The sequence below is a fragment of the Cedecea davisae DSM 4568 genome, from assembly GCF_000412335.2.
Classification (GTDB): Bacteria; Pseudomonadota; Gammaproteobacteria; order Enterobacterales; family Enterobacteriaceae; genus Cedecea; species Cedecea davisae.
On the sequence record NZ_KE161030.1, the window covers coordinates 4,398,930 to 4,423,109 of the forward strand.

Annotated in this window: 25 protein-coding genes; 17 read left to right on the plus strand and 8 right to left on the minus strand. The window is 54.7% G+C overall.

Annotated features, from left to right (window positions below):
• Positions 1 to 152: 152 nt before the first annotated feature.
• Together rsmD and HMPREF0201_RS20120 are read left to right on the plus strand one after the other, a co-directional pair.
• Positions 153 to 740 carry a 16S rRNA (guanine(966)-N(2))-methyltransferase gene (gene rsmD / locus HMPREF0201_RS20115; RefSeq protein ID WP_016538588.1) on the plus strand — a complete coding sequence of 196 codons (588 nt, stop codon included), beginning with the start codon at positions 153 to 155 and terminating at the stop codon, positions 738 to 740.
• 5 nt (positions 741 to 745) lie between these two features.
• Positions 746 to 1,015, plus strand: coding sequence for a DUF1145 family protein (locus HMPREF0201_RS20120; protein ID WP_115586373.1), 270 nt, complete (start codon positions 746 to 748; stop codon positions 1,013 to 1,015).
• Here HMPREF0201_RS20120 and HMPREF0201_RS20125 read toward each other — a convergent pair.
• The gene (locus HMPREF0201_RS20125; RefSeq protein ID WP_016538590.1) at positions 1,003 to 1,374 is read right to left on the minus strand and encodes a DUF2500 domain-containing protein; all 372 of its coding nucleotides are present in this window, start codon (positions 1,372 to 1,374) and stop codon (positions 1,003 to 1,005) included. The two genes, HMPREF0201_RS20120 and HMPREF0201_RS20125, sit on opposite strands and share 13 nt — an antisense overlap.
• A 122-nt stretch (positions 1,375 to 1,496) precedes the next feature.
• Here HMPREF0201_RS20125 and HMPREF0201_RS20130 point away from each other — a divergent pair, with 122 nt between their 5' ends.
• Positions 1,497 to 2,123: a lysoplasmalogenase gene (locus tag HMPREF0201_RS20130; protein WP_016538591.1), complete on the plus strand. Its 627-nt coding sequence runs from the start codon at positions 1,497 to 1,499 to the stop codon at positions 2,121 to 2,123.
• A 2-nt stretch (positions 2,124 to 2,125) separates the two neighbouring features.
• Here HMPREF0201_RS20130 and HMPREF0201_RS20135 read toward each other — a convergent pair whose 3' ends face one another.
• The 3 genes from HMPREF0201_RS20135 to HMPREF0201_RS20145 all read right to left on the minus strand — a co-directional run bounded on the left by HMPREF0201_RS20135 (position 2,126) and on the right by HMPREF0201_RS20145 (position 5,832).
• Positions 2,126 to 3,496 (minus strand): PTS transporter subunit EIIC, encoded by a 1,371-nt coding sequence (locus HMPREF0201_RS20135; protein ID WP_115586321.1) that lies wholly within the window; start codon positions 3,494 to 3,496, stop codon positions 2,126 to 2,128.
• 55 nt (positions 3,497 to 3,551) lie between these two features.
• Positions 3,552 to 4,622 (minus strand): SIS domain-containing protein, encoded by a 1,071-nt coding sequence (locus HMPREF0201_RS20140; protein ID WP_016538593.1) that lies wholly within the window; start codon positions 4,620 to 4,622, stop codon positions 3,552 to 3,554.
• 163 nt (positions 4,623 to 4,785) lie between these two features.
• A complete protein-coding gene (locus HMPREF0201_RS20145) occupies positions 4,786 to 5,832 on the minus strand; it encodes a LacI family DNA-binding transcriptional regulator (RefSeq protein ID WP_039898917.1) in 1,047 nt (348 codons plus the stop codon).
• Positions 5,833 to 6,016: 184 nt separating this feature from the next.
• On the opposite strand from HMPREF0201_RS20145, the gene zntA reads away from it, so the two are divergent.
• The 3 genes from zntA (at position 6,017) to HMPREF0201_RS20160 (ending at position 9,093) form a co-directional block, all read left to right on the plus strand.
• Entirely contained in the window at positions 6,017 to 8,230 is a 2,214-nt protein-coding gene (gene zntA / locus HMPREF0201_RS20150; protein ID WP_016538595.1) for a Zn(II)/Cd(II)/Pb(II) translocating P-type ATPase ZntA, read from the plus strand.
• 144 nt (positions 8,231 to 8,374) lie between these two features.
• Entirely contained in the window at positions 8,375 to 8,686 is a 312-nt protein-coding gene (locus tag HMPREF0201_RS20155) for a type II toxin-antitoxin system HigB family toxin (protein ID WP_016538596.1), read from the plus strand.
• Complete coding sequence (locus HMPREF0201_RS20160; protein ID WP_016538597.1) at positions 8,683 to 9,093, plus strand: helix-turn-helix domain-containing protein; 411 nt, start codon at positions 8,683 to 8,685, stop codon at positions 9,091 to 9,093. The genes HMPREF0201_RS20155 and HMPREF0201_RS20160 overlap by 4 nt, the downstream gene beginning before the upstream one ends.
• A gap of 6 nt (positions 9,094 to 9,099) precedes the next feature.
• Here the strand turns inward: HMPREF0201_RS20160 and tusA are convergent, their stop codons facing one another.
• On the minus strand, positions 9,100 to 9,345 hold the full coding sequence (tusA, locus tag HMPREF0201_RS20165; protein WP_008458604.1) for a sulfurtransferase TusA: 246 nt from the start codon (positions 9,343 to 9,345) through the stop codon (positions 9,100 to 9,102).
• Positions 9,346 to 9,519: 174 nt separating this feature from the next.
• On the opposite strand from tusA, the gene HMPREF0201_RS20170 reads away from it, so the two are divergent.
• The 3 genes from HMPREF0201_RS20170 to HMPREF0201_RS20180 all read left to right on the plus strand — a co-directional run bounded on the left by HMPREF0201_RS20170 (position 9,520) and on the right by HMPREF0201_RS20180 (position 11,996).
• Positions 9,520 to 10,185, plus strand: coding sequence for a 7-cyano-7-deazaguanine/7-aminomethyl-7-deazaguanine transporter (locus HMPREF0201_RS20170; RefSeq protein WP_016538599.1), 666 nt, complete (start codon positions 9,520 to 9,522; stop codon positions 10,183 to 10,185).
• Between the two features lie 72 nt (positions 10,186 to 10,257).
• On the plus strand, positions 10,258 to 10,815 hold the full coding sequence (locus tag HMPREF0201_RS20175) for a DcrB family lipoprotein (protein ID WP_016538600.1): 558 nt from the start codon (positions 10,258 to 10,260) through the stop codon (positions 10,813 to 10,815).
• Between the two features lie 131 nt (positions 10,816 to 10,946).
• Positions 10,947 to 11,996, plus strand: coding sequence for an AI-2E family transporter (locus HMPREF0201_RS20180; RefSeq protein ID WP_016538601.1), 1,050 nt, complete (start codon positions 10,947 to 10,949; stop codon positions 11,994 to 11,996).
• Between the two features lie 7 nt (positions 11,997 to 12,003).
• On the opposite strand, the gene HMPREF0201_RS20185 is transcribed toward HMPREF0201_RS20180, so the two are convergent.
• Positions 12,004 to 12,645, minus strand: a complete 642-nt coding sequence (locus HMPREF0201_RS20185) for an FMN-binding negative transcriptional regulator (RefSeq protein ID WP_016538602.1) — start codon at positions 12,643 to 12,645, stop codon at positions 12,004 to 12,006.
• Positions 12,646 to 12,741: 96 nt separating this feature from the next.
• On the opposite strand from HMPREF0201_RS20185, the gene pdxR reads away from it, so the two are divergent.
• The 8 genes from pdxR (at position 12,742) to HMPREF0201_RS20225 (ending at position 21,723) form a co-directional block, all read left to right on the plus strand.
• Positions 12,742 to 14,271 (plus strand): MocR-like pyridoxine biosynthesis transcription factor PdxR, encoded by a 1,530-nt coding sequence (gene pdxR / locus HMPREF0201_RS20190; RefSeq protein WP_055696407.1) that lies wholly within the window; start codon positions 12,742 to 12,744, stop codon positions 14,269 to 14,271.
• On the plus strand, positions 14,249 to 14,854 hold the full coding sequence (locus HMPREF0201_RS20195) for an ATP-dependent Clp protease proteolytic subunit (protein ID WP_039898919.1): 606 nt from the start codon (positions 14,249 to 14,251) through the stop codon (positions 14,852 to 14,854). The genes pdxR and HMPREF0201_RS20195 overlap by 23 nt, the downstream gene beginning before the upstream one ends.
• A gap of 176 nt (positions 14,855 to 15,030) precedes the next feature.
• Positions 15,031 to 17,598 (plus strand): TonB-dependent receptor, encoded by a 2,568-nt coding sequence (locus HMPREF0201_RS20200; RefSeq protein WP_039898920.1) that lies wholly within the window; start codon positions 15,031 to 15,033, stop codon positions 17,596 to 17,598.
• Positions 17,599 to 17,771: 173 nt separating this feature from the next.
• The gene (locus HMPREF0201_RS20205; RefSeq protein WP_016538606.1) at positions 17,772 to 18,269 is read left to right on the plus strand and encodes a sigma-70 family RNA polymerase sigma factor; all 498 of its coding nucleotides are present in this window, start codon (positions 17,772 to 17,774) and stop codon (positions 18,267 to 18,269) included.
• Positions 18,266 to 19,252, plus strand: coding sequence for a FecR domain-containing protein (locus HMPREF0201_RS20210; RefSeq protein ID WP_016538607.1), 987 nt, complete (start codon positions 18,266 to 18,268; stop codon positions 19,250 to 19,252). Before HMPREF0201_RS20205 ends, HMPREF0201_RS20210 begins: the two co-directional genes overlap by 4 nt.
• 145 nt (positions 19,253 to 19,397) lie before the next feature.
• A complete protein-coding gene (locus HMPREF0201_RS20215) occupies positions 19,398 to 20,201 on the plus strand; it encodes an energy transducer TonB family protein (protein ID WP_016538608.1) in 804 nt (267 codons plus the stop codon).
• A 169-nt stretch (positions 20,202 to 20,370) separates the two neighbouring features.
• Positions 20,371 to 20,889 (plus strand): phosphoribosyltransferase, encoded by a 519-nt coding sequence (locus HMPREF0201_RS20220; RefSeq protein ID WP_244878523.1) that lies wholly within the window; start codon positions 20,371 to 20,373, stop codon positions 20,887 to 20,889.
• Positions 20,890 to 20,922: 33 nt separating this feature from the next.
• Positions 20,923 to 21,723 carry an HAD family hydrolase gene (locus HMPREF0201_RS20225; protein ID WP_016538610.1) on the plus strand — a complete coding sequence of 267 codons (801 nt, stop codon included), beginning with the start codon at positions 20,923 to 20,925 and terminating at the stop codon, positions 21,721 to 21,723.
• Positions 21,724 to 21,802: 79 nt separating this feature from the next.
• Here the strand turns inward: HMPREF0201_RS20225 and HMPREF0201_RS20230 are convergent, their stop codons facing one another.
• Positions 21,803 to 22,675 (minus strand): hypothetical protein, encoded by an 873-nt coding sequence (locus HMPREF0201_RS20230; protein ID WP_016538611.1) that lies wholly within the window; start codon positions 22,673 to 22,675, stop codon positions 21,803 to 21,805.
• Positions 22,676 to 23,192: 517 nt separating this feature from the next.
• A complete protein-coding gene (locus HMPREF0201_RS20235) occupies positions 23,193 to 23,957 on the minus strand; it encodes a DeoR/GlpR family DNA-binding transcription regulator (protein ID WP_039898921.1) in 765 nt (254 codons plus the stop codon).
• Positions 23,958 to 24,180 lie beyond the last annotated feature (223 nt).

A 24,180-nucleotide genomic window follows, 5' to 3' on the forward strand; every position in this document is an offset into this window, starting at 1 on the left:
TGGCACAGACCCGATTCTGCTTGCCACGGGCATAAAAAATAGTGGGCTAGTCTACCACTTTCCCGGCGCGGCATCACTCCGGTGGAATAAGGTTTCCTGGCCGGACATGCGCCGCTAGAATAGCCGCAAAATTTAGCATCGCAGTGAGAGCAATGAAGAAACCCCAATCCGCTGGCTCCGGCCAGATCCGCATAATCGGCGGCCAATGGCGTGGCCGAAAACTCCCGGTTCCCGACAGCCCGGGCCTGCGTCCGACTACCGACCGGGTACGCGAAACGCTGTTTAACTGGCTGGCGCCTTCAATGGTGGACTCACATTGCCTCGACTGCTTTGCCGGTAGCGGCGCACTTGGCCTGGAGGCGCTATCGCGCTATGCCGCCAGCGCCACGTTGATTGAAATGGATCATGCCGTCTCCCAGCAGTTGCAAAAGAACCTGGCGACCTTAAAAGCCAATAACGGCAAAGTGCTGAACGCCAATACGCTCAACGTGCTGGCGCAGCCGGGTACACCGCATAACGTGGTGTTTGTTGACCCGCCGTTCCGCAAGGGGCTACTGGACGAAACCCTCGCCCTGCTGGAGAAAAACGGCTGGCTGGCGGACGAAGCGCTTATCTACGTTGAAAGTGAAGTGGAAAATGGTCTACCCGCAGTGCCAAAAAACTGGGCGCTGCATCGTGAAAAAGTGGCAGGCCAGGTTGCCTACCGTCTGTTTATTCGTGAAGCTCAAGGAGCCGCATAATGCCGATTCTGATTAACTTTGGCCGCCTGCTGATGCTGTGCGTGTGGGGCTTTCTGATTTTCAACCTGTTTCATCCATACCCGCGCCCGCTCAACATCTTTGTGAACGTCGCGCTGATATTTATGGTGATAATGCATGGCCTGCAGCTCAGCCTGCTGAAGGCGACCCAGCCTAAAGACGGCCCGGCGCTGCCTCGCATCGAGCAAATTAAAATCTTCGTGTTTGGCGTGTTTGAACTGCTGGTCTGGCAGAAGAAGCTGCGTCAGGGCAAGTGAGGCGCTTCGGGGGCGAAGCTGACAAAGCGCGTCCCCTTATAGCTCAGCAGCCCTTTGTCTCCCACCGTCACCTGATTGTATTCCGCCGCGGTAACGCGCATTTTCATCTCCATGCCGCCGCTCTGTGGCGCGAACCAAATTTCGTAACGCATTGAGTCCTCGGCGGGGATCACTTCCCTCTGGCGCGAGCGCCGGTCATTGAGAGGCTTTTCTCGCTTCGTTGCCACCACCACCTTTTTCACGCTCAACGGAGCCGCATCGTTTTCCATATTCTGGCGTCGCTGATGCAGGTAGCGGAAGGAAGCTGCGACCACGATTAACACGATGATCGCTATGATGAAAACGGGCGGTTTGCTCATGGCTTTGTCTCAAGTTGTCAGGCACTTTTAAGCATAACCCTGGCGCGACGGCGTTGTCATCTGCGCCGCTTAACCACTAGACTGAGCACAGTGACGCCTGACAATTAAAATAAGGACATATCATGCTTTGGTCATTTATTGCAGTTGCTTTATCAGGTTGGATTTATATCGATGCCTCCTGGCGAGGCCCCGCCTGGCAGCGCTGGGTTTTCAAGCCTGTGACCCTACTGCTCCTGCTTTTGCTTGCCTGGCAAGCGCCGATGTTTGAAGCCTCCGGCTACCTGATTGTCGCCGGTTTGCTGGCAACCCTGGTGGGCGATGCGTTAACGCTGTTGCCGACCCAGCGCCTGCTGTACGCCGTTGGCGCTTTCTTCCTTTCACACCTGCTGTACACCATCTATTTCGCCAGCCAGATGACCTTCGCTATCTTCTGGCCGCTGCCTCTGGCGCTGCTGATTATCGGCGCGCTGCTGGTCGCCACTATCTGGACCCGGCTGGAAACACTGCGCATGCCGATCCTGACCTTTATCGGCATGACGCTGGTGATGGTATGGCTGGCCGCCGAGCTGTACTTCTTCCGCCCGACTGCTAACAGTTTCTCCGGGTTTATCGGTGCCAGCCTGCTGCTGCTCGGCAATATTGTCTGGCTGGTTAGCCACTATCGTCATCGCTTCAGAGGCGACAGCGCAATCGCCGCCGCCTGCTATTTTGCCGGGCACTTTATGATTGTTCGTGCCCTTTATATCTGAGCTTAGCGCCTCTCTTCTACGAGAGAGGCGGGTTCCAGCCTGCGGGTTTTACCGTAGATAATGGTCAATACCGCAGGCACCGTGAACGCCACCGCGATGGCAAAGACTTCATAAATCATCTTCGAATCAGGCCCGCTGAATAACCCCAGCTCGAACACGTTGAGCACCGGCAGGAAGCTGTAGGTTTTTACCCCCAGCAGCCCGGTAATACCGCCCCCAAGCGCTGCCCCAATGCAGCCAAACACAAACAGCATGCGATATTTGAGGTTCACGCCGTACAAAGCAGGCTCGGTAATGCCGAAGAAGGCGGAGAGTGAAGCAGAGATAGCAATCTGCTTATCTTTGAGATTACGGGCGATAAATATCGCGCCGAATACCGCGCCAAATTGCCCCATCACCGCCGACATAAACATCGCCATAATGGTGTCGTAACCGTTGACCTGAATATTGATAAGCGCCAGCGGGATGATGCCCCAGTGCACGCCGAATACCACGAACAGCTGCCCAATCCCGGCCAGTAATGCCCCGGAGATAACCGGGCTGAGGTTGTACAGCCACGCATAGCCGTTCGCGATGCCCACGCCCACGTAATCCGCCACCGGGCCTATCACGGTAAACACCACAAACCCGCTGATAATCAGCGACAGGCAGGGAACAAATACCAGCGCCGCAATCTCAGGAATGACCTTCTTCAGCCAGCGTTCCACGTAGCTCTGGAACAGCACGGCAAACACCGCCGGAATAACCGCTCCGCCGTAGATTTTAACGTTCAGCGCCAGGCCCATTACGTGAAACGCGCCGGGTACGCTGGCATCCGTCAGCGGGAATATCATCGCCGCCGTTAGCGCCAGCGCGCTGAATTTATTGGTTTTAAACCGCTCTGCTGCGGTAACGGCGATAAACAGCGGCAGCATCACAAATACGCCGCTGGAAAGCGCATTAAACACGGTGAAAATATAGGAATGAGTGTCCACCAGGCTCATGGTTTGCAGCAGCACCACTATCCCTTTCACCACCCCAACGCCCGCCAGCACGCCGATGTACGGGGTAAAAATGGCCGACAGCGTAGCCAGCAGGCGGTTGATAACCGAGCCCTTCGGCGCTGCCGCCTCGCCCTGGTTTTGCTCACCAAGCTGCGCCGTTATCTCCAGAAATACTTTTTCAACCTTCGGCCCGATGACAATCTGAAACTGCCCCGGGTTTTCAACCAGCTTGACTACCTCCGGTAATTTATAAAGCTCGTCTTTATTAATCTTAGTTTTGTCTTTAATAGTAAAACGCAGACGCGTGGCGCAGTGAGTAAGATGCTCTATATTTTCTGCTTCACCGACGTGCTTAATTATCTGGCGGGCAAGTTGACCGAAGGTAGCCATAGTCATTCCTCAGTAGCAAGGTATGGAAATTATTTTATGTAGGGTACAGCCCGTATCAGGCGTAATCGCCCGGTTTGGTTTTACTTTTTACCGCAACGCCAAAATCGGTGAAAATGCGTTGTGGAAGGTTATTCCCTTTCGCCTCGGCAATATGATGAGCCAGGATCTGGAATGGGATCACCAGGATCAGCGGCGCAATAAATTCATCAATCTCAGCATTGACGCTAAGCGTGCGGGGATCGTTGCCTTCACCTAATTTAACTGTGTACACATAGTCGGTATATTTTTGCTCATAGGCTTTCAGCAATAATAACCTTTCACGTGCTACGCCCGGCGTATCAATAAAGAACATGCGGTGATTGCCGTTCACCTCGAAATAAGGCCCGTGCATAAAGGTTTCCAGCTCTACGCCCTGAGAAGGCACGCGAATAGTCTCGGCAAATTTGGTCTCCATCTCTTTAATCACGCCAACGCCTGGCCCAAAGCCAATCGCGGTAAATCGCGGCGAAGCAACCAGCTCATCCTGCCATTTGCTAAAGAAAGATTCTGTAGCGGAGATAACCGCCGGAATCGCCTTCACCGCTTTTTCCAGCTTCGCCAGTTCGACGGCTTCCTGCTCCGCGCTCAGCTTGCCGCTACGGCGGGCGGAAAAAATGCCCAGCAGCATAAATTTCAAAATGGTGGCAACGTAGCCTTTAGTGACATAGCCCACCCGCTCTTCGCCAATTTCGATATCGACAACATGATCAACGGTACGCGCCAGTTCGCTGCCCATTTTGCTGGTTATGCCGAGGGTTTTTACCTCATGCGACCGGCGAATATGTTGGATAGCGTTGATGGTGGAAGTGCTCTCCCCGCTCTGGGAAACGCCAATCACCAGATCCGTAGTTTCGGCAAATTTTTCGTAATGCTGGAAATGAAAAGGCTCCTCCACCGTAATGCGCACATCCGCCAGCTTCTCCACGTAATATTTGGCGCTTTTGATGGCGTTAATGCTGGAACCGGTCGCCAGCACCAGCCAGTTTTTTTGCCCGTTAAGCACCGGCAGGTCGGACGGATAGCGGGCACTCATGGCGCCAAGCGTCGCCTGTTCCTCGTGGATGTAGGTCATCATTGTCGGTTTCATCGGCTCTCCTGTAATCAAAACCTGAAAACGTTTTCAGGTTTTAGGCTAGAGGAGTCAGACGAGGCTTGTCAACGCCAGATCGTGCAATTGCTAGCGGGATCAAAAAATGGAGTGAAGGGCGGCTACAGGCGGAGGCAAGGTAATATGCCTCCGCCGTTGAAAATTAACAGGATTCGCCTTTTGCCAGCATAAGAGGCGTTTTTTCCGACACGCTTACAACATTATCCTGATTAAGAATCGCCATTAAACGTGCCATTACCTCTTTACCGATCAGCGCATTTTGATGGTCAACCGTGGTGATGCGGGGAATAAAATATTCGCTACCCGGAAAATATTCACAGCTGACAATGGCGATATTTTCAGGCACCGATATATTTTTATCTTTTAATGCCCGGATCGCACCTTTAGCGACATGATCGTTAATCGCGACAATGGCATCAGGCAGTTTTTCATTCCCGGAAATTAATTTCTCAATGGCTTCATAGCCGTGCTGTAAATAGAAATTATTAAGAACGATTGAACTTGTATTAACCGGTAAACCGGCCTGCTCCAGCTCTTCTCTGAATACGGCTTCACGCTCGCGGGTAATATAAACATTTTTCGAGCCGCCAATAAAACCAATATGCCGGTAGCCTTTAGCAATGAGATGCCGGGTCGCCAGCCTGACGCACCCGGCCTGATCGCGCTCAACGCAGGCGTACTCGACGCCCGGGAGCCTGCGGCCAACCACCACTACCGGCACGGTGGCAATCAGCTTTTTCAGCTCCTGCATATAAGTTGCCGAGATATCGTTGTAGTCAATGTTGCCACCCAGAATGATAACGCCGTCAATCTGGCTGTCGGTAATGGAATTGAAAATATGCTCTTCTGGCACCACCGGCGCCTCGTGGGAGCTTTTATTCGCCGACTGAGTATCGTAGAGCGTGACCTTATAACCCAGCCGCAAACTTTCGTGCTCAATCTGCGCCACCAGCGTGACAAAATAAGGGTTGCTGATGTCAGAAACCACGATAGCCAGAGTCTGGGTTTTCTTCGAAATCATCCCTCGCGCCAGCAAATTAGGGCTGAAGTTATGCTCCTGGATAACTTTTTCCACCCGGCTGCGGGTTTTATCCGCCACCCAGCTATTGTTATTCAGCACCCTCGAGACCGTGGCGATGGAAACCTGCGCCAGCTCGGCAATATCTTTGATTGTCAGCGGTTTTTTCATTATTACATTCTCATCCCGACCTGCGCTTAATACTAGGGGAAGCGCCAGGGGTAAGCAAAGAGCAATCCCGAAAAGTGCCGTCCGGGTGTAATTAACCGCCCGCGGCAAAAATCCCTCTTGACTCTGGAGTTGGCTCCAGAGTGTAACATCGGTAATGAGAAAATTATCATTACCGGAGGGCGCCATGCTCAACACACCTCAAGACGGCAAAAAACCACCGCAGTTTGCGCTAGCCAAACTTAGCCCGCTGCAGGCGGAAGGCCCCTCCTGCTGCGCAGATGAAACCTGTTCTTCCGCAGTACCTGAGCCAGAAATCGCCGACGGCGGCAGCCGCTACAGCTGGCACGTTGAGGGTATGGACTGCGCGGCATGCGCCCGCAAAGTCGAAAATGCCGTGAAGCAGATTAGCGATGTACGGCAGGTACAGGTGCTGTTCACCACCGAAAAATTGCTGGTCAACGCGGAGCGGGATATCCGCGCGGATGTAGAAAAGGCGGTAAGAGCCGCCGGTTACACTCTGAGCGACGCCAATGCGCCGAAGCAGGAAAAAAGCGCTGGATGGCGCGAGAACCTGCCGCTGATCCTGCTTATCGTCCTGATGGTCATTAGCTGGGGGCTGGAGCAGGTTAATCACCCGCTTGGCAATCTGGCCTTTGTTGCCACAACGCTGGTAGGCCTGTGGCCGATTGCCCGCCAGGCCGTGCGCCTGATGCGCAGCGGCAACTGGTTCGCCATCGAAACGCTGATGAGCGTCGCGGCCATTGGCGCCCTGTTTATCGGTGCCACCGCCGAAGCGGCGATGGTGCTGCTGCTGTTCCTGATTGGCGAGCGTCTTGAATCTTACGCCGCCAGCCGCGCACGCAGGGGAGTCAGCGCCTTAATGGCGTTAAAGCCGGACGTCGCTATTCGCCTCCGGGACGGCGAGCGCGAAACCGTCGCCCAGGCCGACCTGCGCCCGGGAGACATTATTGAAGTTGCAGCGGGCGGGCGCCTTCCTGCCGATGGTCGGTTGCTGAGCGAATTTGCCAGCTTCGACGAAAGCGCCCTTACCGGCGAGTCTGTGCCGGTCGAACGCCAGAGTGGAGAAAAGGTCGCGGCCGGCAGCACCAGCGTTGACCGTCTGGTACAGCTGGAAGTGCTTTCCGAACCGGGCGACAGCGCTATCGACCGCATCCTGCGCCTGATTGAAGAGGCGGATGAACGCCGTGCGCCAATTGAGCGTTTTATCGACCGCTTCAGCCGTATTTATACGCCGATAATCATGCTGCTCGCGCTGCTGACCGCAGTCATTCCGCCACTGTTCTTCGGCCTGGGCTGGGAGCCGTGGATTTATAAAGGTCTGACGCTGCTGCTGATTGGCTGCCCTTGCGCGCTGGTCATTTCTACACCTGCGGCCATTACCTCCGGCCTGGCAGCCGCCGCTCGCCGCGGGGCGCTGATTAAGGGCGGTGCCGCGCTGGAAAGGCTCGGCCAGGTACAGCAGGTGGCGTTCGACAAAACCGGCACGCTGACCGCGGGCAAACCGCAGGTTACGGGTGTTAGGGTTAATGGAGATATTGAGGAAAACGCTTTGCTGGCGCTGGCCGCAGCGGTAGAGCAAGGCTCAACTCATCCGCTGGCACAGGCGATTGTGAACGCCGCTCAGCAGCGGAACCTCTCGCTGCCGGTAGCGCAAAATCACCGTGCTCTGGCGGGCGTTGGCGTGGAAGCCAACATCAGCGGTGACACCGTGCTGCTCAGCTCTCCGTCTAAACTGACCGACGGCGAACTGAATGACACATGGCAGCAAAGCATTGCTCAGCAGGAAGAACAGGGCCAGACGGTGATCGTCGTGCTGCGCGCCGGGCAATTACTCGGCACAATAGCCATGCGGGATACGCTGCGCGGCGACGCCCGCGAGGCGGTTGCGGCTCTGCGTGAACTGGGGATTCAGGGCGTAATGCTGACGGGTGATAACCCACGAGCGGCGGCGGCCATTGCCGGAGAATTGGGCATCGACTACCGCGCCAGCCTGCTACCGGCGGATAAAGTAGCGGCGGTGAACAAGCTGAATGCGGCAGCGCCGCTGGCAATGGTTGGCGACGGCATTAACGATGCCCCGGCGATGAAAGCGGCGACTATCGGCATCGCGATGGGCAGCGGCACCGACGTGGCGCTGGAAACCGCAGATGCGGCATTAACCCACAATCGCCTGACCGAACTTGCCGGAATGGTGAAGCTCGCCAGAGCAACCCACAACAACATTCGCCAGAACGTGACGATAGCGCTGGGCCTGAAGGGGATTTTCCTCGTCACTACACTGCTCGGCCTCACCGGCCTTTGGCTGGCGGTACTGGCCGACTCCGGCGCAACCGCGCTGGTCACCGCTAACGCCATCCGGCTACTGCGTAAGAAATAGATATCGAGGCATCTCGCAGCGTTTACACGCTAAATGGAGGCAAGGAAGCCTCTCTGCAACAATAGAAATCCCTCGCTCGCTAGTTGACTGATTGGCAACTAGCGAGCATTATTGTTGCCAATCAGTCAACTTCAGGAAGAAGTTATGCATCTGATTACTCTCAAAGCGCTAATCGAGGCCAGCCTTCGATTTCCCCAACATAAGCAAGAGCTGCTGATGCTCGGGAAAGTGGTTGAAAAAGGATACTTTCCAACGCCGGATGCTCTCAGGAAAATCTATCCGTCGCTGGATAATTTTAAATATCTCGATAAGCATTACGTGATTAACATCGCGGGAAATGAATTGCGGCTTATCGCACTTATTTTTTTTGCCAGCCAAAAATTCTATATCCGCAACATCATGACCCACAGTGAATACATCAAGTTCACTGAACAACACCGGGGTAAAAAGAGATGATTGGCGACGCATTAAAAGCAGGTGAAGCCCTGAAAAAAGCGGTTCCACTGCTGGCCGAAAGCGCCAGTGAAAAAGATTACCTTGCCGCGCTGGAGCTGGTTGAATACCTGCTGCTTAACGACCCTGTAAATCCTCTGCTTGAACTGGTCAGCACCAAAATTACGGCGTATGAAAATAGCCAGCCCGAGGTTCAGGCGTTTCGTGAAGAGATGCTGGCGATCCCCGCAGGCGTGGCCATGCTGAAAACTTTGATGGAGCACCACCAGCTAAAACAGAGTGACTTTCAGCAGGAGATTGGCAGTAAATCAATGGTGTCCCGAATACTGAAAGGCGAACGTCAGCTAACCACCGAACACATCCGCCGGCTTTCCCGGCGCTTTGGCATATCACCTGCCCTCTTTTTCTGAGGGATATCAGTGGCTCTTACGCAGCAAATAGCGGTAAGGCAGAGCATCGGTCTCGCTGGCGACCAGCTCGTGCTCCATAAAACGGCAGAAGCCGGGGATGTCACGCGTGGTTGCCGGGTCGTCGGCAATCACCAGCAGAGTTTCGCCTACGGGCATGTTGCGCACGGTTTTGCGCACCATCATCACCGGCTCCGGGCAGCGCAGCCCAAGGGCATCCAGCGTATGATCGGGGGTTGCGAACAAATCGGTCATAGCAGTCTCAAGTCGTGAAAAACCGCGCTAGTTTACGCCGGGTAAAATCTGGCGCAAGCCGCGTGAACGATTGCGTTAAAATTAACCATTGCAATGAAAAGCCAAAGCAGTATCATCCCCGCGCTTTACATTTTTGACTGGGTTCCCTCACCCCACTACTAAAAAGGCTACAACATGATGCAGTTCAGCACTCGTCAGCGCACTAATGCGCTGTTTTGGCTATCGCTATTCCATTTGCTGGTGATAACGTCCAGCAACTATCTGGTACAGCTTCCGGTGTCGGTATTCGGCTTTCATACCACCTGGGGCGCGTTCAGCTTCCCGTTTATCTTCCTGGCAACCGACCTGACGGTACGCATTTTTGGCGCGCCGCTGGCACGTCGCATTATTTTCGCCGTGATGATCCCGGCGCTGGTTATCTCCTACGGCATTTCCGCCCTGTTTTATATGGGCAGCTGGCAGGGATTCGAAGCGTTAACCCACTTTAATCTGTTCGTCGCCCGCATCGCGATTGCCAGCTTTATGGCCTACGCGCTCGGCCAGATCCTCGACGTACACGTCTTTAACCGCCTTCGCCAGAACCGCTGTTGGTGGCTTGCGCCTACCGCTTCAACGCTGTTCGGTAACGTTAGCGATACGTTGTCGTTCTTCTTTATCGCCTTCTGGCGCAGCCCGGACGCGTTTATGGCCCAGCACTGGGTAGAAATCGCCGTGGTCGATTACTGCTTCAAAGTCCTTATCAGCCTGATTTTCTTCCTGCCGATGTACGGCGTACTGCTGAACATGTTGTTGAAACGCCTCGCAGATAAATCCGAAATCTCCGCGCTACAGCCTGGTTGAGGGCGGCCAGAATTTCTTGTGTTAAGATGCAAGAATTAGCCTTTTGGCTTGCTAACGGAAAGGAATAACGCGATGCGCAACCTGGTAAAATATGTCGGTATTGGCCTGCTGGTAGTGGGTCTTGCCGCCTGTGATAACAACGACAGCAAAACCGCCACCGCCGGTAGCCCGGCAGCAAGCAGCGCCAGCGGCCAGCCGGTAGAGCTGTTGGACGGTAAGCTGAGCTTTGCTCTGCCTGCGGATATGACCGACCAGAGCGGCAAAGTGGGCACTCAGTCCAATAACATGCACGTTTACTCTGACGCCACCGGCCAGAAAGCGGTTATCGTCATTGTCGGGGATAACACCACCGACGACCTGGCCGCGCTGGCAAAACGCCTGGAAGATCAGCAGCGTGCGCGCGACCCGCAGCTTCAGGTTGTGACCAACAAATCGATTGAGATTAAAGGCCACGAATTGCAGCAGCTGGACAGCGTTATCTCCGCTAAAGGGCAGACCGCCTGGTCCTCAATCATTATTGGGAAAATCGACGATAAACTGCTGACCATGCAGATAACGCTGCCTGCGGACAACCAGCAGCTCGCCCAGACCAGCGCGGAAAACATCATTAATACCATCACCATCAAGTAATATCTGGTGGATGAATAAACGGCCTCGCAACCTGCGGGGCCTTTTTTTACCTGCATTTTCAGACTGACCGCCACCGCCCGGTTCCGGGGAAGCACTACACTAAAAGCATCTTTTCCTGACTGGACGTCTCAATGACCGCCCCACAACTCGATAAAACCGGGCTACACATTCTGCTCAAACTCTCCGCTCTGGTGATTATTCTCGCCGGTATTCACGCCGCCGCCGACATCATCGTCCAGCTGCTGCTGGCGCTGTTTTTTGCCATCGTTCTCAACCCGCTGGTCACCTGGTTTATGCGCCGGGGTTTTAGCCGCCCGCTGGCCATTTCCATCGTGGTGCTGGTGATGATCATTGCGCTCACGCTGCTGGTTGGCGTGCTGGCAACCTCGATGAATGACTTTATGGAACAGTTGCCGCAGTTCAATAAGCTGCTGACCCAGAAGGTACGAGAAGTCGAGCACGCTATGCCGTTCCTCCACCTGCCGCTGTCGCCGGAGCGCCTGCTGCAAAAGCTGGACTCCGACAAGCTGATGACCTTCGCCACCGCATTAATGGCCGGGCTTTCCGGGGCGATGGCCAGCATTCTGCTGCTGGCAATGACGGTGATTTTTATGCTGTTTGAGGTGCGCCACGTACCTTATAAGCTGCGCTTTGCGCTGGCTAACCCGAAGATCCATATCGCCGGAATGCACCGCGCGCTGAAGGGCGTGACCCATTACCTGGCGCTGAAAACCTTTATCAGCCTGCTGACCGGGATAATCGTCTGGCTGGGGCTGAAGCTGATGGGCGTGCAGTTCGCGCTAATGTGGGGCGTGCTGGGTTTTCTGCTCAACTACATTCCCAATATCGGCTCGGTGATATCCGCTATTCCGCCGATGATTCAGGCCTTCTTGCTTAACGGCACTTATGAAATGCTGATGGTGGGCGCGCTGTTCCTGGTGGTACACATGGTGCTGGGCAACATTCTCGAGCCGCGCATGATGGGGCGCGGGCTGGGCATGTCCACCTTTATCGTGTTTCTCTCGTTGCTGTTCTGGGGCTGGCTGCTCGGCCCGGTGGGAATGCTGCTTTCGGTGCCGCTCACCAGCGTGTGTAAAATCCTGATGGAGTCTACCCAGGGCGGCAAGAAGCTCGCCATTCTGCTCGGCCCCGGCAGGCCAAAAAGCCGGCTGCCGGGGTAACAGAGGCCTATTCCGAACGCCTTTTTGCGATGCTGGCCAACATGGCCTCGCCTATGGCCAGCTCGCCTTTTGCCATCAGCCCTTGCGCCGCTCCGGCCTGGTCAGCCAGTTTCTTATTCTGGCCGAGCTTGGTCTTGCCGGTTAGCTCGCTCACGGCAATCTCCAGCCCGACCACGGCCTTAACCATCGCCTCAATAAACTCCGGCGGCGCGTCGCTAATCTGCCAGGGGATTTCCATCTGCGATTCCTGCTGGCGCGTCAGGCTGGCTATTTGCTGCAACACAAAATCAGCGTCATCCCGCACGGTTATCCTGCCGCGCGCCTGCACCACCTGATAATTCCATGTCGGCACCTCTTTATGGTGCTCCTGCTTGCCCGGGTACCAGCCCGGCGAGATGTAGCCCTGTGCCCCGCGAAACACCACCAGCACTTCTTGCTCTGGCTGGAGGTTGCGCCATAGCGGGTTGGCCCGGGCGATATGGGCGCGCAGCGTTGTTCCGCCGTCCGGGTCCAGGCAAAGTTCAAAGGGAATATCAAAGGCCTCCAGCGATCCTTCAACCTGAGCCGCCAGCAGCCCCAGCGGATTAGCCCGAATGAGATCGTAAAGCGCCGGGCACTCCTGCTCCTGGAAATGACGAGGAAGATACATTTTAACTCCTGAACCCGCGGTGATTTACCCCAGCTTATGGCTAAAGTGGTTTATGATGAAGAACCAGATTCAGCTAATAATGCCGGGCCACATTCCATGTCACGCAAAGCCAGAGCCACCGAAATCCCCGCCATTGGCGAACTTGACCGCCAGGCCGGACAGCTTAGCCTCCAGCTTGCGAAGGCGCTAAAAAACGCCATTCATAAAGGCGAGCTGAAAAGCGGGGACCAGCTCCCCTCCACCCGCGTGCTGGCGGGCGCGTTAAGTCTTGCACGCGGCACCGTGCTGGAGGCCTTCGAACAGCTGGTTGCCGAAGGCTTTTTAGAGTCAAAACACGGCTCCGGCACCCGCGTTGCCTATGCCCCGGAAGGCCCTTACCCCGCCCTCAAGGAGACAGCCGGGGCAAAAATCCCGCTGTCCGCTCAGGCACGGGCTTTTGCCAAAGTTGGCGACCAGATGAAAACGCTCGCTCCTGAACCTTTTGCCGTTTCGGTGCCAACCGGCGATACCGCCCCGGACGACATATGGCGCAGGCTCGGCAACCGGCTGCGCGCTCGCGGCCCCGGCGCACCTTCAGGCTATGGCGACCCGCAAGGCGCGCTGGTGCTGCGGGAAGCAATATGCGAGTACGTTCGCAAGTCCCGCTCGGTACGCTGTAGTGCTGATCAGGTGATTATTACCTCCGGGAACCAGCACGGCCTGTACCTCACGCTGCAAATCCTGCTGGACGCCGGTGACACGGTCTGGATGGAGGAGCCGGGTTATCCGGGCGCGACTTCGCTGTTTGAAACCATGTTCCGCGACCGCAAAATGGTCAGGATTGCGGTCGATGAAGAGGGCATGGACGTTGAATCAGGAATAAAGCTGGCTCCCCACGCCAAAGCCGCCTTTGTAACTCCTTCGCATCAGTACCCTCTGGGCATGCCGCTCAGTATGTCGCGCCGGGCCGCGCTGCTGGAGTGGGCGCAGGCTAATCAGGCCTGGATAATCGAGGATGATTACGACAGCGAGATGCGCTATGCGGGCCACCCTTTCCCGGCGCTACAGGGGCTGGGGCCGGATAACGTTATCTACCTCGGCACCTTCAGCAAAATTCTGTTCCCGTCCCTGCGCCTGGGCTACGCGGTGGTGCCGAAGCAGCTGGTTCCGGCCTTTTGCGGAGCACGTATCCTGATGGACAGGCAGCCGCCGGGAGCCGATCAATACGTGCTGGCGAGCTTTATCTCGGAAGGCCACCTCGACCGCCACCTGCGAAAAATGCGCAGCGTTTACGCCGAAAAGCGCCGCGTGCTGATGGCCGCGGTCAACGAATATATCGCGCCGGAGGTAGCGTGGTTGCAGCCTTGCGATCAAGGCATGCACATGGTGCTGTGGCTGCGCGACGGGCTGGACGACCATCTGGTTGTTGACCGGGCAATGCAGGCCGGGGTTGCGGTACGTGCGGTGTCGCATATGTTCACCCCTGAAAACCGTAAATCCGGCATCCTGCTTGGGCTGGGAGGCTACAGCGACGAAGAGATAGTCCGCGCCGTGCAGCGGCTGAATGAGGTGCTATGCTTCAGTGCATCCCTGATTACGCCACAAAACCGGCAGGAGCCTGATTATGCTAACATTTTTAGAAAATGATGATTCTGAAGAGAAAACCGCCCCGTCCAATGTGTCAGGGTTAATGCAGCAAAAGATGCTGGATTCACGTTCGATTATTATCTCGGGCGAGATAACCCAGGCCATCACTAAAGAAGTAGTTTCCCAGCTGTTGCTGCTGCAAAGCATTAACGACAAGCCGATTAAACTTTACCTGAATAGCCAGGGCGGCCACGTTGAGGCGGCGGACACCATTCACGACGTGATTAAGTTCATCAAGCCTGAGGTGCATATCATCGGCACCGGCTGGGTTGCCAGCGCCGGGATCACCATCTTCCTCGCGGCGGACAAAAAGCACCGCTATTCGCTGCCAAACACCCGCTTTATGATCCACCAGCCGCTGGGCGGCGTGCGCGGCCAGGCGACGGATATTGAGATTGAGGCCAAAGAGATTATTCGCATGCACGAGCGGGTGAACAAAATGATCTCCGATGCCACCGGCCAGCCGCTGGAGAAGGTCAAGCAGGACACCGACCGCAACTACTGGATGTCGCCGAAAGAGGCCATTGATTACGGCATCGTCGGCAAAATCATCACCAGTTTCGCGGAACTGAATATCGACTAGCCCATAGTGAACCGCCTCCCCGGCGGTTCACTCCCGCCAGCATCACCCCAGAAACGACAGCTGGCGTGAAGATAAGAATTAATCTCATCGGATAACAACTTTTTTCTGCCTGATTTCCCGTCTCGCGTGACCTCTCTGATGCAGTGCTTATCGTTATTCACCTTCAGGGATACATCATGACCACAAAATATAACGGAAAGGCTACGGCCATTTCCGGGGCCACACCGCCTGCGGCGCAGAAGTTCCGGCTTCGTCGCCCCTACCTTGCTTTGGGAGCGGCCCTCTCCGGCCTGCTTATCTTGACCACCAGCCTGCCCGCGGCATCCTGGGCGGCGCAGCAGCCATCCGGAGCGGCAACCATCACCTTCGCCGTGCCTGCCGGGCCGCTTAGCGGCGCGCTCCAGACTCTGGCAAACGACGCCAACGTAATGCTCGTTTTCACTCCTGAGCAAACCAACAATAAAACCAGCCAGGGTCTGCAAGGCAGCTATTCGGTCGAAAATGCGTTTGACCGCCTGCTGGCGGGAAGCGGGCTGCGGGCCGTGCGCGAGGGGAATGGCTACCGGCTGATAAACGTTAGCGTGGCGCAGACACATGCCGCGCCGATTATCATCCCGGAGCTCTCCGTAGTCAGCGGCCAGCAGGACAGCGTGGTTGCCGGGCGCTCAACGCTGAAGAAAGAAAACATCGAGCGTATTCAGGCCGACAACGTGGCCGAACTGCTGGATAAGCTCCCCGGCGTTTCTTCCGCCGGTTCCCCACGCCCCGGCGGCCAGAGCCTGAACATCTGGGGCATGGGCGGGATGGAGGACATCAAAGTCACGCTGGACGGCGCGCCGAAAGGCTTTGAGAAATACCGCCAGGGCTCGGTCTTTATCGAACCCGAGCTGATTAAACAGATAGATGTCGATAAAGGCCCGTTCAACCTGGCTAACGGCAACGGCGGCTTTGGCGGCAGCATCAAAATAGTCACCAAAGACGCGGCCGACCTGCTGCTGCCCGGTGAAGATTTTGGCGGCATGATGAAATACAGCTACCACACCAATGATAATCAGAACATATACAGCGGCGCGCTGTATGGCAGAACGCCCGAAGGCTTTGCCGATGGCCTGCTGTACGTCAACAAACGCGACGGCGGCAATATTACCCGGCCGGACGGCACGCATTTTGACTACTCCGCCAATCGCCAGGGCACCTGGCTTGCAAAAACCAACCTCTACCTGACCGACTCGCAGACCCTGACCCTATCGGCTATGCGCTCAGAGTCCGACGGCTGGCAGCCGTTCGCGGCAAAACGCGATGATATCGCGGCCCCCAGCCAGGCGGATATCGACAAATACGGGCTCAATGAAGCGTGGCGCCGCAAGCTGGTTTACCGCAATCAAACCGATGAAAACTACTCGGTCAAATGGAACCTGGCTCCGGCGGATAATCCGTGGATAGACCTCACGCTCAACTACGCTTACTCCAATACCAAACAGCACGACACCCGCCCGAACAGCGCCTCTACGGCCAGCTATCTGGGTACGCTGGGGAATGAAAGTTGGGTGGACTATAAAGACAACCTGGTGGAGATAAGCAATAAAAGCCGCTTCAGCACCGGGCCGGTGGAGCACCTGCTGGAAGTGGGCGCAAGCTGGCATAAAAATAAGCGCGACACGTTAATGTACTACCCGAGCTACAAGAAGAATCCGGCCTATAACTACGGCTATTTCCAGCCCTACTATATGCCCGCCGGGGAGCAGCAAACGCGCGGCCTTTACCTTCAGGACAGCATGACGCTCGGTAGCGTCACCGTTACGCCGGGCGTGCGCTACGATAGCGTGAGCAACACCGGGCAGCCGAACATTGCCCCGATGTATAACAACAGCAATCCTAAATATGGTCACGACTACAGCACCAAAAGCTATCACGGCTTTACGCCAGCGCTTGGCGTAGTCTGGAAAGCGACGCCGAATGTGTCGCTGTTTGCCGATATCACCCGCACCTGGCGCGCGCCGACGATTGACGAGCAGTACACCGTGCAATATGCACAGTCTAACGTGCCCAGCACCAGCCGCGACCTGAGCGTTGAGAAGATAAACAGCATCCGAACCGGGATGATCCTTAACTTCGACAACGTGCTGGCTGACGATGACAGCGTGCAAATCCGCACCACGGTGTTCCGCAACCGCGGCAAAGATGAAATCTTCTACCGCCGTGGGGTCCTGTGCCAGGCGCAGTCTGTTAAAGGAAACGCAAACTGCGGCACGCCGCTGTCAAACTACCGCAACCTGCCGGGCTACACTATTCAGGGGCTGGAAATCGAATCGTTTTACGACAGCAAACGCCTGTTCGGCAGCTTCTCTTTCTCCACCATTCGCGGCCAGCGTGATGCTTCTCCGCGCGATCCATGGGGTGAAAAAACCTGGCTGGCAGAAATCCCGCCGACCACCGCGCACACCCTTGTGGGCGTAAAAGTGCCGGAGTGGAATATGGCCTTTGGCTGGACAACGGACCTGGTTCGCAAGCAGGACCGCTCCCCGCAGGACGGCGACCCGTTAGCCGGAGTCTGGGCGCTGCCTAAGACCAGCGGCTATGCGTTACAGGGGCTGTTTGCCACCTGGCAGCCGGAGCAGGTTAAAGGGATGGAGGCCCGTATCGCCGTCGATAACCTGTTCAATACCGACTACTACCCGTACCTGGGCGAGTCCGTCTCCGGAATTGGCCGCAACTTTAAACTCAGCATTTCACAGAAATTCTGACCCTTCACCGGCAGCGCTCATCGCGGCGCTGCCGGTCTTCCATCGTTTCCCGCCCGCAAAATTGCATTAATACTTCGTCATCTATTGACACAAAAAGACGAAAACGCAAATAATAATGATTATCATTTCAACAACTATCACGCCCTGATAAAGATCAATGGTGAGTGGAATAAATGCAGAGTGCCCAACAGGTAGCGCAGCAGCTCTATTGCGACCATCAGCGCTGGCTGTATCACTGGCTACGCAATAAAGTCGGCTGCCCGGAGCACGCGCAGGATCTCACCCAGGACACCTTTATCAATATCCTGGTCAGCCCTGACCTGGAAGCCATTCGCCAGCCTCGCCCCTTCCTGGCGACCGTGGCACGACGCCTGGTTGCCAACCATTACCGGCGAAAAAAGCTGGAAGAAGCGTGGCTCGAAGCCCTGGCAACGCAGCCCGAACAAGAGCACCCCGACCCGGAAACCAGCCTGCTCATCCTCGAGACGCTGGAAAAAATTGATAGCGCCCTCGACGGGCTGCCGCCGCACGTCCGGGAGGCTTTTCTGCTCGCGCATTTGCAGGGCATGCGCTATTGCGACATCGCCGAACGCCTGAGCGTTTCCAGCAGCTCGGTAAAACAGTATTTGCAGCGCGCTAACCTGCACTGCTTTTTTGCCCTCAGCTCATGAAACCGCGCCCGCTTGTCGATAGCCAGGGGCAGGAGCTGAATCTGGACAGCGCCCACGCCGCCGCGTACTGGCTTACGCAGCTGATGTCTGACGATGCCAGCGAGCAGGACAGGCTCAACTGGCAGCACTGGCTGACGCAAAGTGCAGATAATGAACGAGCCTGGCGGCATATTGAGTCGGTTTGCGCCGGGTTTAAGCAAGTGGACGGCAAACTGGCACAGCAAAGCCTTTCCGCGCTGAACGCAGGCAGCAGGCGCACGCTGCTGAAGGGGCTTGCTGCCCTGCTGTTGGTTGGCGGTTCCCTCGAGTGGGGACGGCAGCAGCAAAGTTGGGAAATGTTGACCGCCGATTACCACACGGCAACGGGCGAGCAGCGTCGAGTCGAACTTAGCGAAGGCAGCCAGCTGTTGCTCGACACGCAAACCGCGCTAAACGTGCATTACACCGGGCAAGAACGCCAGATAGAGTTACTCAGAGGCGACCTGCTAATCACCACCGGCAAGCAGGAGAAGCTGGCTGCTTCCCCTCGTCCTTTTAGCGTGACCACGCCCCACGGCAAAGTACTGGCCCTCGGCACGCATTTCCGCGTGAAGCTGGAAAAAGAGCAAACCAGGGTGGCCGTCTACGAGGGCGCGGTACGGCTGTACCCGAAAGATAATATGCAGGCAGGCCCTCGGCTCCTCGCGGGCCAGGGTGCCTGGCTGGCCAGAGACCAATCTGGCGGAATTCGCAAAGGCGAGCGAGAGCCGGGCTGGGTTCACGGTAAATTGCTGGCCGATAATATGCCGCTGGGTGAATTTTTACGGGAGGTGAATCGCTATCGCTCAGGCATTCTGCGCTGCGACGAGGATATCGCAGGGCTACGGCTCTCCGGGGTCTTTCCACTGGCGGATACTGACCAAATCCTTGCGGCGCTGCCTGCCGTACTGCCTGTCAGGGTAAATACTCTGTCGCGCTACTGGGTAAGCCTTTCTCACCAGTGAATAATACTTAATATATTAATAATCCATGCTGATTATGCCGTTATTGATTTTCCTCTGCCCTTTTTCAGATCTGCCGTGTCCTCCTTTTTATCCGTACTGAATCGACGATAAGCGGCCAGAGTCTGGCCTGCGGAGTATTTTTGTCATGCCTTTTTCCCTGCCGATAAAACGCACTCTCCACGACTGGCCGGACGGCGGCCGCTCTTCCCGCTGGGGAAGCGGGCTGCTGTTGGCTCTGCTGCTGCACGCCGGGCTTCTCTTTTGGCTCGGCTACCGTTCAACTCAGATGCAGCCCGCCACGGCCTATCCTCCGGTAGCGCTGATGCTGCTCCCTAATACCCAGCCTGCTTCAACGGCAACACCCGAAGAACAGCCGGATACGATAAAGCAGCGGCAGTCCAGCGCGCAGGAAGAAGAGCCGCAGCCCGAAGAGGAGCCGGTAAGCAAAAGCGTCGTAGCGCCCAACCCGGAGATAATAGCGGCGAAAAAGGTACGGCATAAAAGCAAACCCAGGCCTCAGGTAGCCAAACCGCCGGAGAAAATACTGCCGCCAGCGCCCACGCCGCCCGCACCGGTCACCACCGCGCCTGCGAGTCAGCCGCAGCAGAACGCCGGAGCCGCAGGAAGCAGCGCGGTGAGCGCCCCCAGCCTCGGGGAAGTTAACTGGGTAAGCCTGCTACGCCAGCGCCTGGACCACTACAAACGTTACCCGGCCCAGGCATTGCGCCAGCAGGCTGAAGGCGTGGTTTACCTGACTCTGACGCTGAACCGCCAGGGGCAGGTGGTGAGTGTTGCGGTGGAAAAGAGCAGCGGCGTGCCCGCCCTTGACCGTGAAGCCCTGGCGTTACCCTCTCGATCCGCCCCGCTCCCCCCGCCGGGCGAGGAAGTTGCCCCCGGCAAAGATCGGGTCACCCTGACGCTTCCGATCCGCTTCGATCTTCGCCAGTAAGATCCTCCGCTCAATGCTCGATTGTGCAGCATTGAGTTTTCCCCCTCCTGGTGATCGACACGGATCACAAAAAAACCGCCTTCACTCGCGTTAACGTTGCACAAGTGAGCATTAAAATTTATGTTAATCGAGCAACAACGAGCAAACATACATTAACGAGGATACAGCGGTGAGTCATAACCATGTAGGGCAGACAGTGATGAATGAATCGACCATTGCCGATGGCGTAACCAAGGTCGCCAGGCAGCTTAATAGCCGTTATCACGAGGCGGTAGTGATAACGGTTGTTCCCGGCGGGATCTTATTCACCGCTGACCTGGTCAGGCAGTTAACCTTCGATATTTCAATGGACTACATTTCATGCCCGCATACGCCCGGTGACAGAAATAACAGTTCAACCATTGTTTACCACGATAATATCGGCATTAACGGCAAGGACGTTATTTTAGTCGATGACGCCATCGAGTCCGGCGGCACGATGAAAAGACTGGTTGAACATTTAACGCATCAGTATTCACCTAAGTCTTTGTCAGTGGCCACTTTATTCGTCAAACCTGGGCGTGTGGAGATCCCCGTCGAGCAGTTCTATGCCTGGATTATGGACAATGACGACCTGCTTATTGGCTACGGTATGCCGTGGCAAAACAAATATCGAAACCTGCCGTTCGTCTCAAAACTAAAAATATAAACCTTCCGATTACACTTACCGATGGGTGAATAAATGCTAAAGCTGATAATCACGGATCTCGACGGAACCTTCCTTAATAGCCACGGCGATTACGACAGAGCGCTATTTGCTGAAATTCACGGCTTAATGGCCGAAAAAGGCGTTCATTTTGCTGCCTGTACCGGCAAACAGTGCCAGCGCGTTGAAGAACTCTTTGCCGACTACGGCAATAACCTGTGGATTATTGGCGACAGCGCCACTCGTATTAAATATAACGGCGAATATGTTTTTGAATCGCTAATCCGCAATGAACTGGGCTTACGCATTATTAAAACGCTGGAAGAGGTGAGCGCCAGCCACGTCATTATCGCCTGTAGCAACGAAGGCGCTATTATCCGCAAAGATGTTCCCCAGCCGCTTAAAGATAAAATTCGTAAGTCTTACGCCAGCCTTATTCAGGTGGACTCGCTGGCCGACCTGGACTGTGATTTTGTGAAGATTAGCGTCTTTGATGAAGCAGGAAACTGCCCTCAGACCCGGCAGCACCTGGCGCCTTTTGAGCAGCAGGTTTATATCGTGGTGTCCGAGGCCGCGTGGATAGACATTGCCGACTTTGGCGTGCATAAAGGAACGACGGTGCAAAAACTTCAGCAGTTGCTTAACGTTGGCCCGCACGAAACGATGGCGTTCGGAGACGGCTATAACGACCTTGAGCTGCTGGCACAGGCGGAATACAGCTTTGCGATGCGAAATGCTTTTGAAGAAACGAAGTCGGCGGCAAAGTTTATTACCGGCAGCAACGATGAAAGCGCGGTTCAGCACACCATCAGGCGCATGCTGGCGCTGCAAAGCTGAAGAAATAAATGATACACAAGAAACCCTTTCAGGATCCTCCCGAAAGGGTTAACTATATTACAAATTCAACTATCGATGATTATTTAAAACCTTCAGGGGGAACAGCTTGTTCACTTTCCTGATAGCTAAAGTGGTATTTATATTTATTAGTTTCAAACTTGGTTTCCTCCATATCAATAATTGGAATCCATTTTTTCACTAACGCATAATACTCCAGCTGAGCTTCCTGAGCCTTCAGAAGATTACGCCTAATATTTAATTTACTTGCACCTGATTGCTTAGAAGAGAAAATAGCCTCTATCGGTAGATTTTTTACGGGTTCATCTCCCCAGGAGGGAAGCACAATTTCATTATTTGAGGTAAAGCCTTTATTGATAAGAATAGTGCTCACATCGATCATTGAATTGAACGCCACGTCCGAATTGCCATTTCTTAAATCCCATCCACAAAATGCTAACCCAGCATTTTTAGAATACGCATCCAACCATTCTTTTGTATTAGTAAGCCCTTGTGACTGGCAGCTTGCTGAGCTGGGATCATTAGCATATTCTCCACAACCATCGTCTTCCCTGTCATTTGTCGTACCGTTAATCGGGAATGAACATGAATATTTTGGCTTGTATTTATCAGCAGGCACTTCAGCCTGCGGCAAAAGAATGATGCCGTAATCATAGCTGGAATATATTCTATTAAAAACATCGGCCCTGATATAAGAGTAAGACATGCTGTTATCTGTTGGCGGTGCCCACGGGAAACGAGAGTCTGTGTTACCAGCCCCGTGGAGAACGACGCCCGAGCACTCATAGGCAGGATTATTATTCTCACCACATTTCTCAACCACATTATCGTTGCGAGCATTTAGCTTACTGGCAACATCCTCTCCCTGCCCGGCATAGGCTATGCCACAAAAAGAAACAAAAACAAGCGGAATTATTGATTTAACCTTCATCATATTATGCCTTTAATCACTAACAGTCAGAACACCCATAAAGTGCTTAAAGATTACGCCTGAAATTTAAGAGAGCTATTTTTCTTTTACATTTACATCTTATGCTTGATTCATATCAAAATAGTATATTTAACAAAAAAAGACCTTCTACATTATTGTTATTCTTTCCGGTTTACGCCTCAAATAAAAGTATAAAAAAGGTAATGAAAACGAAAAAATGATAACTCATAAACAACCACAGGAGCTATTTATTAACAAAAAATATTTTTTTAAATACTTAAGATAAAACAAGTCACAACACCTTAAGAATATTCCTGTGGTTGCGATAAGTTATTATTTTTCGTGTCTGTCAGAAAGGATAATCAAATGACTTTATCAAAAACGGCACGGGTGCCATGTTGCTTCATTGAATCTTGTCATTCTTCTCTTACGGTGCTGCCGACAAGCATTTGCTTGAGACTATTCACTATTCCCATGTTTAATAACGATAAAAAAGGCGGCATCAGCGCCGCCTTGTTGATTAGCCTGCCACTTCAATGAGCATGTTTACGCCGCTGAAATCAGCGATTTTGGTCTCTGAGCTAACTACCGCAACATCAATGTCTTCGCAGGGCGCGACCTTGTAGCGCGCCACCTGCGACATCTTATTAGCGGTTACCGCCGCGATAACCTCGTTGCTCTGGCCGAGTACTTCTCGTTTAAAACAGGCATCTTCGTAATAAACCGCGCTCAGGCCAGCCTGCGGATCCAGCCCGCATACGCCGATAAACGTCTGGTCGAAAACCATGCCGCGAATTTGATTCACCGTGTCGGAACCGAGCGTGCTGCCGGTCAGGGGGTTAACTTTCCCGCCCAGCAAAATAAGCTCCCCCCTGGTGCGCCCGCTGAGTGCGGCCGCAATCTGCGGGGAATTGGTCACGATAGTGAGATCCAGCTCTTCGGGGATAAACTCCACCATCGCCAGATACGTTGAGCCAGCATCCAGGAAAACGCAGGTGTTGGCCTTTATCCTCCGGGCACACGCGCGAGCAACCTGCGACTTCTCAACTACATCCTGCGCGACACGAGTTTCAAAACTGGCGGACTGCTGGAACTGGCTTATTGCCCCACCGTAGACCTTTTTGCACAGCCCGCGCCGTGCAAGCTCCTGTAAATCCCGGCGAATAGTATGCTCAGACACGCCCAGTTTTCGCGCCACATCGGCGCCGATAACCCTGCCCGTCTCGGTGAGGATCTGATGGATCATCGCCTGGCGCTGTTCAGGCAATACGTCATAATCTGTCACGTTTAGCCCTCAAATAGATGCAATACGGCATAACATATCATAACCCGGCACTCCGGCTAAGAGCGCAGCCTCGGCGCAAATGGGCCGGTGACCTGCCAGGCAAGCTATGGTCTCTATTTTTAATAGCGTTCGTGACGCAGATAACAAATAATAATTTTCGCTATTGCTGATTCAGTGTGGCTATGGCGATACTTTCCGGCGTAGCAAGTTAAGACTGGCTACC

What these genes read in the sequence shown, in the direction of transcription:
- rsmD (WP_016538588.1), top strand. Translation starts at nt 153, where the DNA reads ATGAAGAAACCCCAATCCGCTGGCTCCGGCCAGATCCGCATAATCGGC.
- HMPREF0201_RS20125 (WP_016538590.1), bottom strand. Translation starts at nt 1,374, where the DNA reads ATGAGCAAACCGCCCGTTTTCATCATAGCGATCATCGTGTTAATCGTG.
- HMPREF0201_RS20130 (WP_016538591.1), top strand. Translation starts at nt 1,497, where the DNA reads ATGCTTTGGTCATTTATTGCAGTTGCTTTATCAGGTTGGATTTATATC.
- HMPREF0201_RS20135 (WP_115586321.1), bottom strand. Translation starts at nt 3,496, where the DNA reads ATGGCTACCTTCGGTCAACTTGCCCGCCAGATAATTAAGCACGTCGGT.
- HMPREF0201_RS20140 (WP_016538593.1), bottom strand. Translation starts at nt 4,622, where the DNA reads ATGAAACCGACAATGATGACCTACATCCACGAGGAACAGGCGACGCTT.
- HMPREF0201_RS20145 (WP_039898917.1), bottom strand. Translation starts at nt 5,832, where the DNA reads ATGAAAAAACCGCTGACAATCAAAGATATTGCCGAGCTGGCGCAGGTT.
- zntA (WP_016538595.1), top strand. Translation starts at nt 6,017, where the DNA reads ATGCTCAACACACCTCAAGACGGCAAAAAACCACCGCAGTTTGCGCTA.
- HMPREF0201_RS20155 (WP_016538596.1), top strand. Translation starts at nt 8,375, where the DNA reads ATGCATCTGATTACTCTCAAAGCGCTAATCGAGGCCAGCCTTCGATTT.
- HMPREF0201_RS20160 (WP_016538597.1), top strand. Translation starts at nt 8,683, where the DNA reads ATGATTGGCGACGCATTAAAAGCAGGTGAAGCCCTGAAAAAAGCGGTT.
- tusA (WP_008458604.1), bottom strand. Translation starts at nt 9,345, where the DNA reads ATGACCGATTTGTTCGCAACCCCCGATCATACGCTGGATGCCCTTGGG.
- HMPREF0201_RS20170 (WP_016538599.1), top strand. Translation starts at nt 9,520, where the DNA reads ATGATGCAGTTCAGCACTCGTCAGCGCACTAATGCGCTGTTTTGGCTA.
- HMPREF0201_RS20175 (WP_016538600.1), top strand. Translation starts at nt 10,258, where the DNA reads ATGCGCAACCTGGTAAAATATGTCGGTATTGGCCTGCTGGTAGTGGGT.
- HMPREF0201_RS20180 (WP_016538601.1), top strand. Translation starts at nt 10,947, where the DNA reads ATGACCGCCCCACAACTCGATAAAACCGGGCTACACATTCTGCTCAAA.
- HMPREF0201_RS20185 (WP_016538602.1), bottom strand. Translation starts at nt 12,645, where the DNA reads ATGTATCTTCCTCGTCATTTCCAGGAGCAGGAGTGCCCGGCGCTTTAC.
- pdxR (WP_055696407.1), top strand. Translation starts at nt 12,742, where the DNA reads ATGTCACGCAAAGCCAGAGCCACCGAAATCCCCGCCATTGGCGAACTT.
- HMPREF0201_RS20195 (WP_039898919.1), top strand. Translation starts at nt 14,249, where the DNA reads ATGCTAACATTTTTAGAAAATGATGATTCTGAAGAGAAAACCGCCCCG.
- HMPREF0201_RS20200 (WP_039898920.1), top strand. Translation starts at nt 15,031, where the DNA reads ATGACCACAAAATATAACGGAAAGGCTACGGCCATTTCCGGGGCCACA.
- HMPREF0201_RS20205 (WP_016538606.1), top strand. Translation starts at nt 17,772, where the DNA reads ATGCAGAGTGCCCAACAGGTAGCGCAGCAGCTCTATTGCGACCATCAG.
- HMPREF0201_RS20210 (WP_016538607.1), top strand. Translation starts at nt 18,266, where the DNA reads ATGAAACCGCGCCCGCTTGTCGATAGCCAGGGGCAGGAGCTGAATCTG.
- HMPREF0201_RS20215 (WP_016538608.1), top strand. Translation starts at nt 19,398, where the DNA reads ATGCCTTTTTCCCTGCCGATAAAACGCACTCTCCACGACTGGCCGGAC.
- HMPREF0201_RS20225 (WP_016538610.1), top strand. Translation starts at nt 20,923, where the DNA reads ATGCTAAAGCTGATAATCACGGATCTCGACGGAACCTTCCTTAATAGC.
- HMPREF0201_RS20230 (WP_016538611.1), bottom strand. Translation starts at nt 22,675, where the DNA reads ATGATGAAGGTTAAATCAATAATTCCGCTTGTTTTTGTTTCTTTTTGT.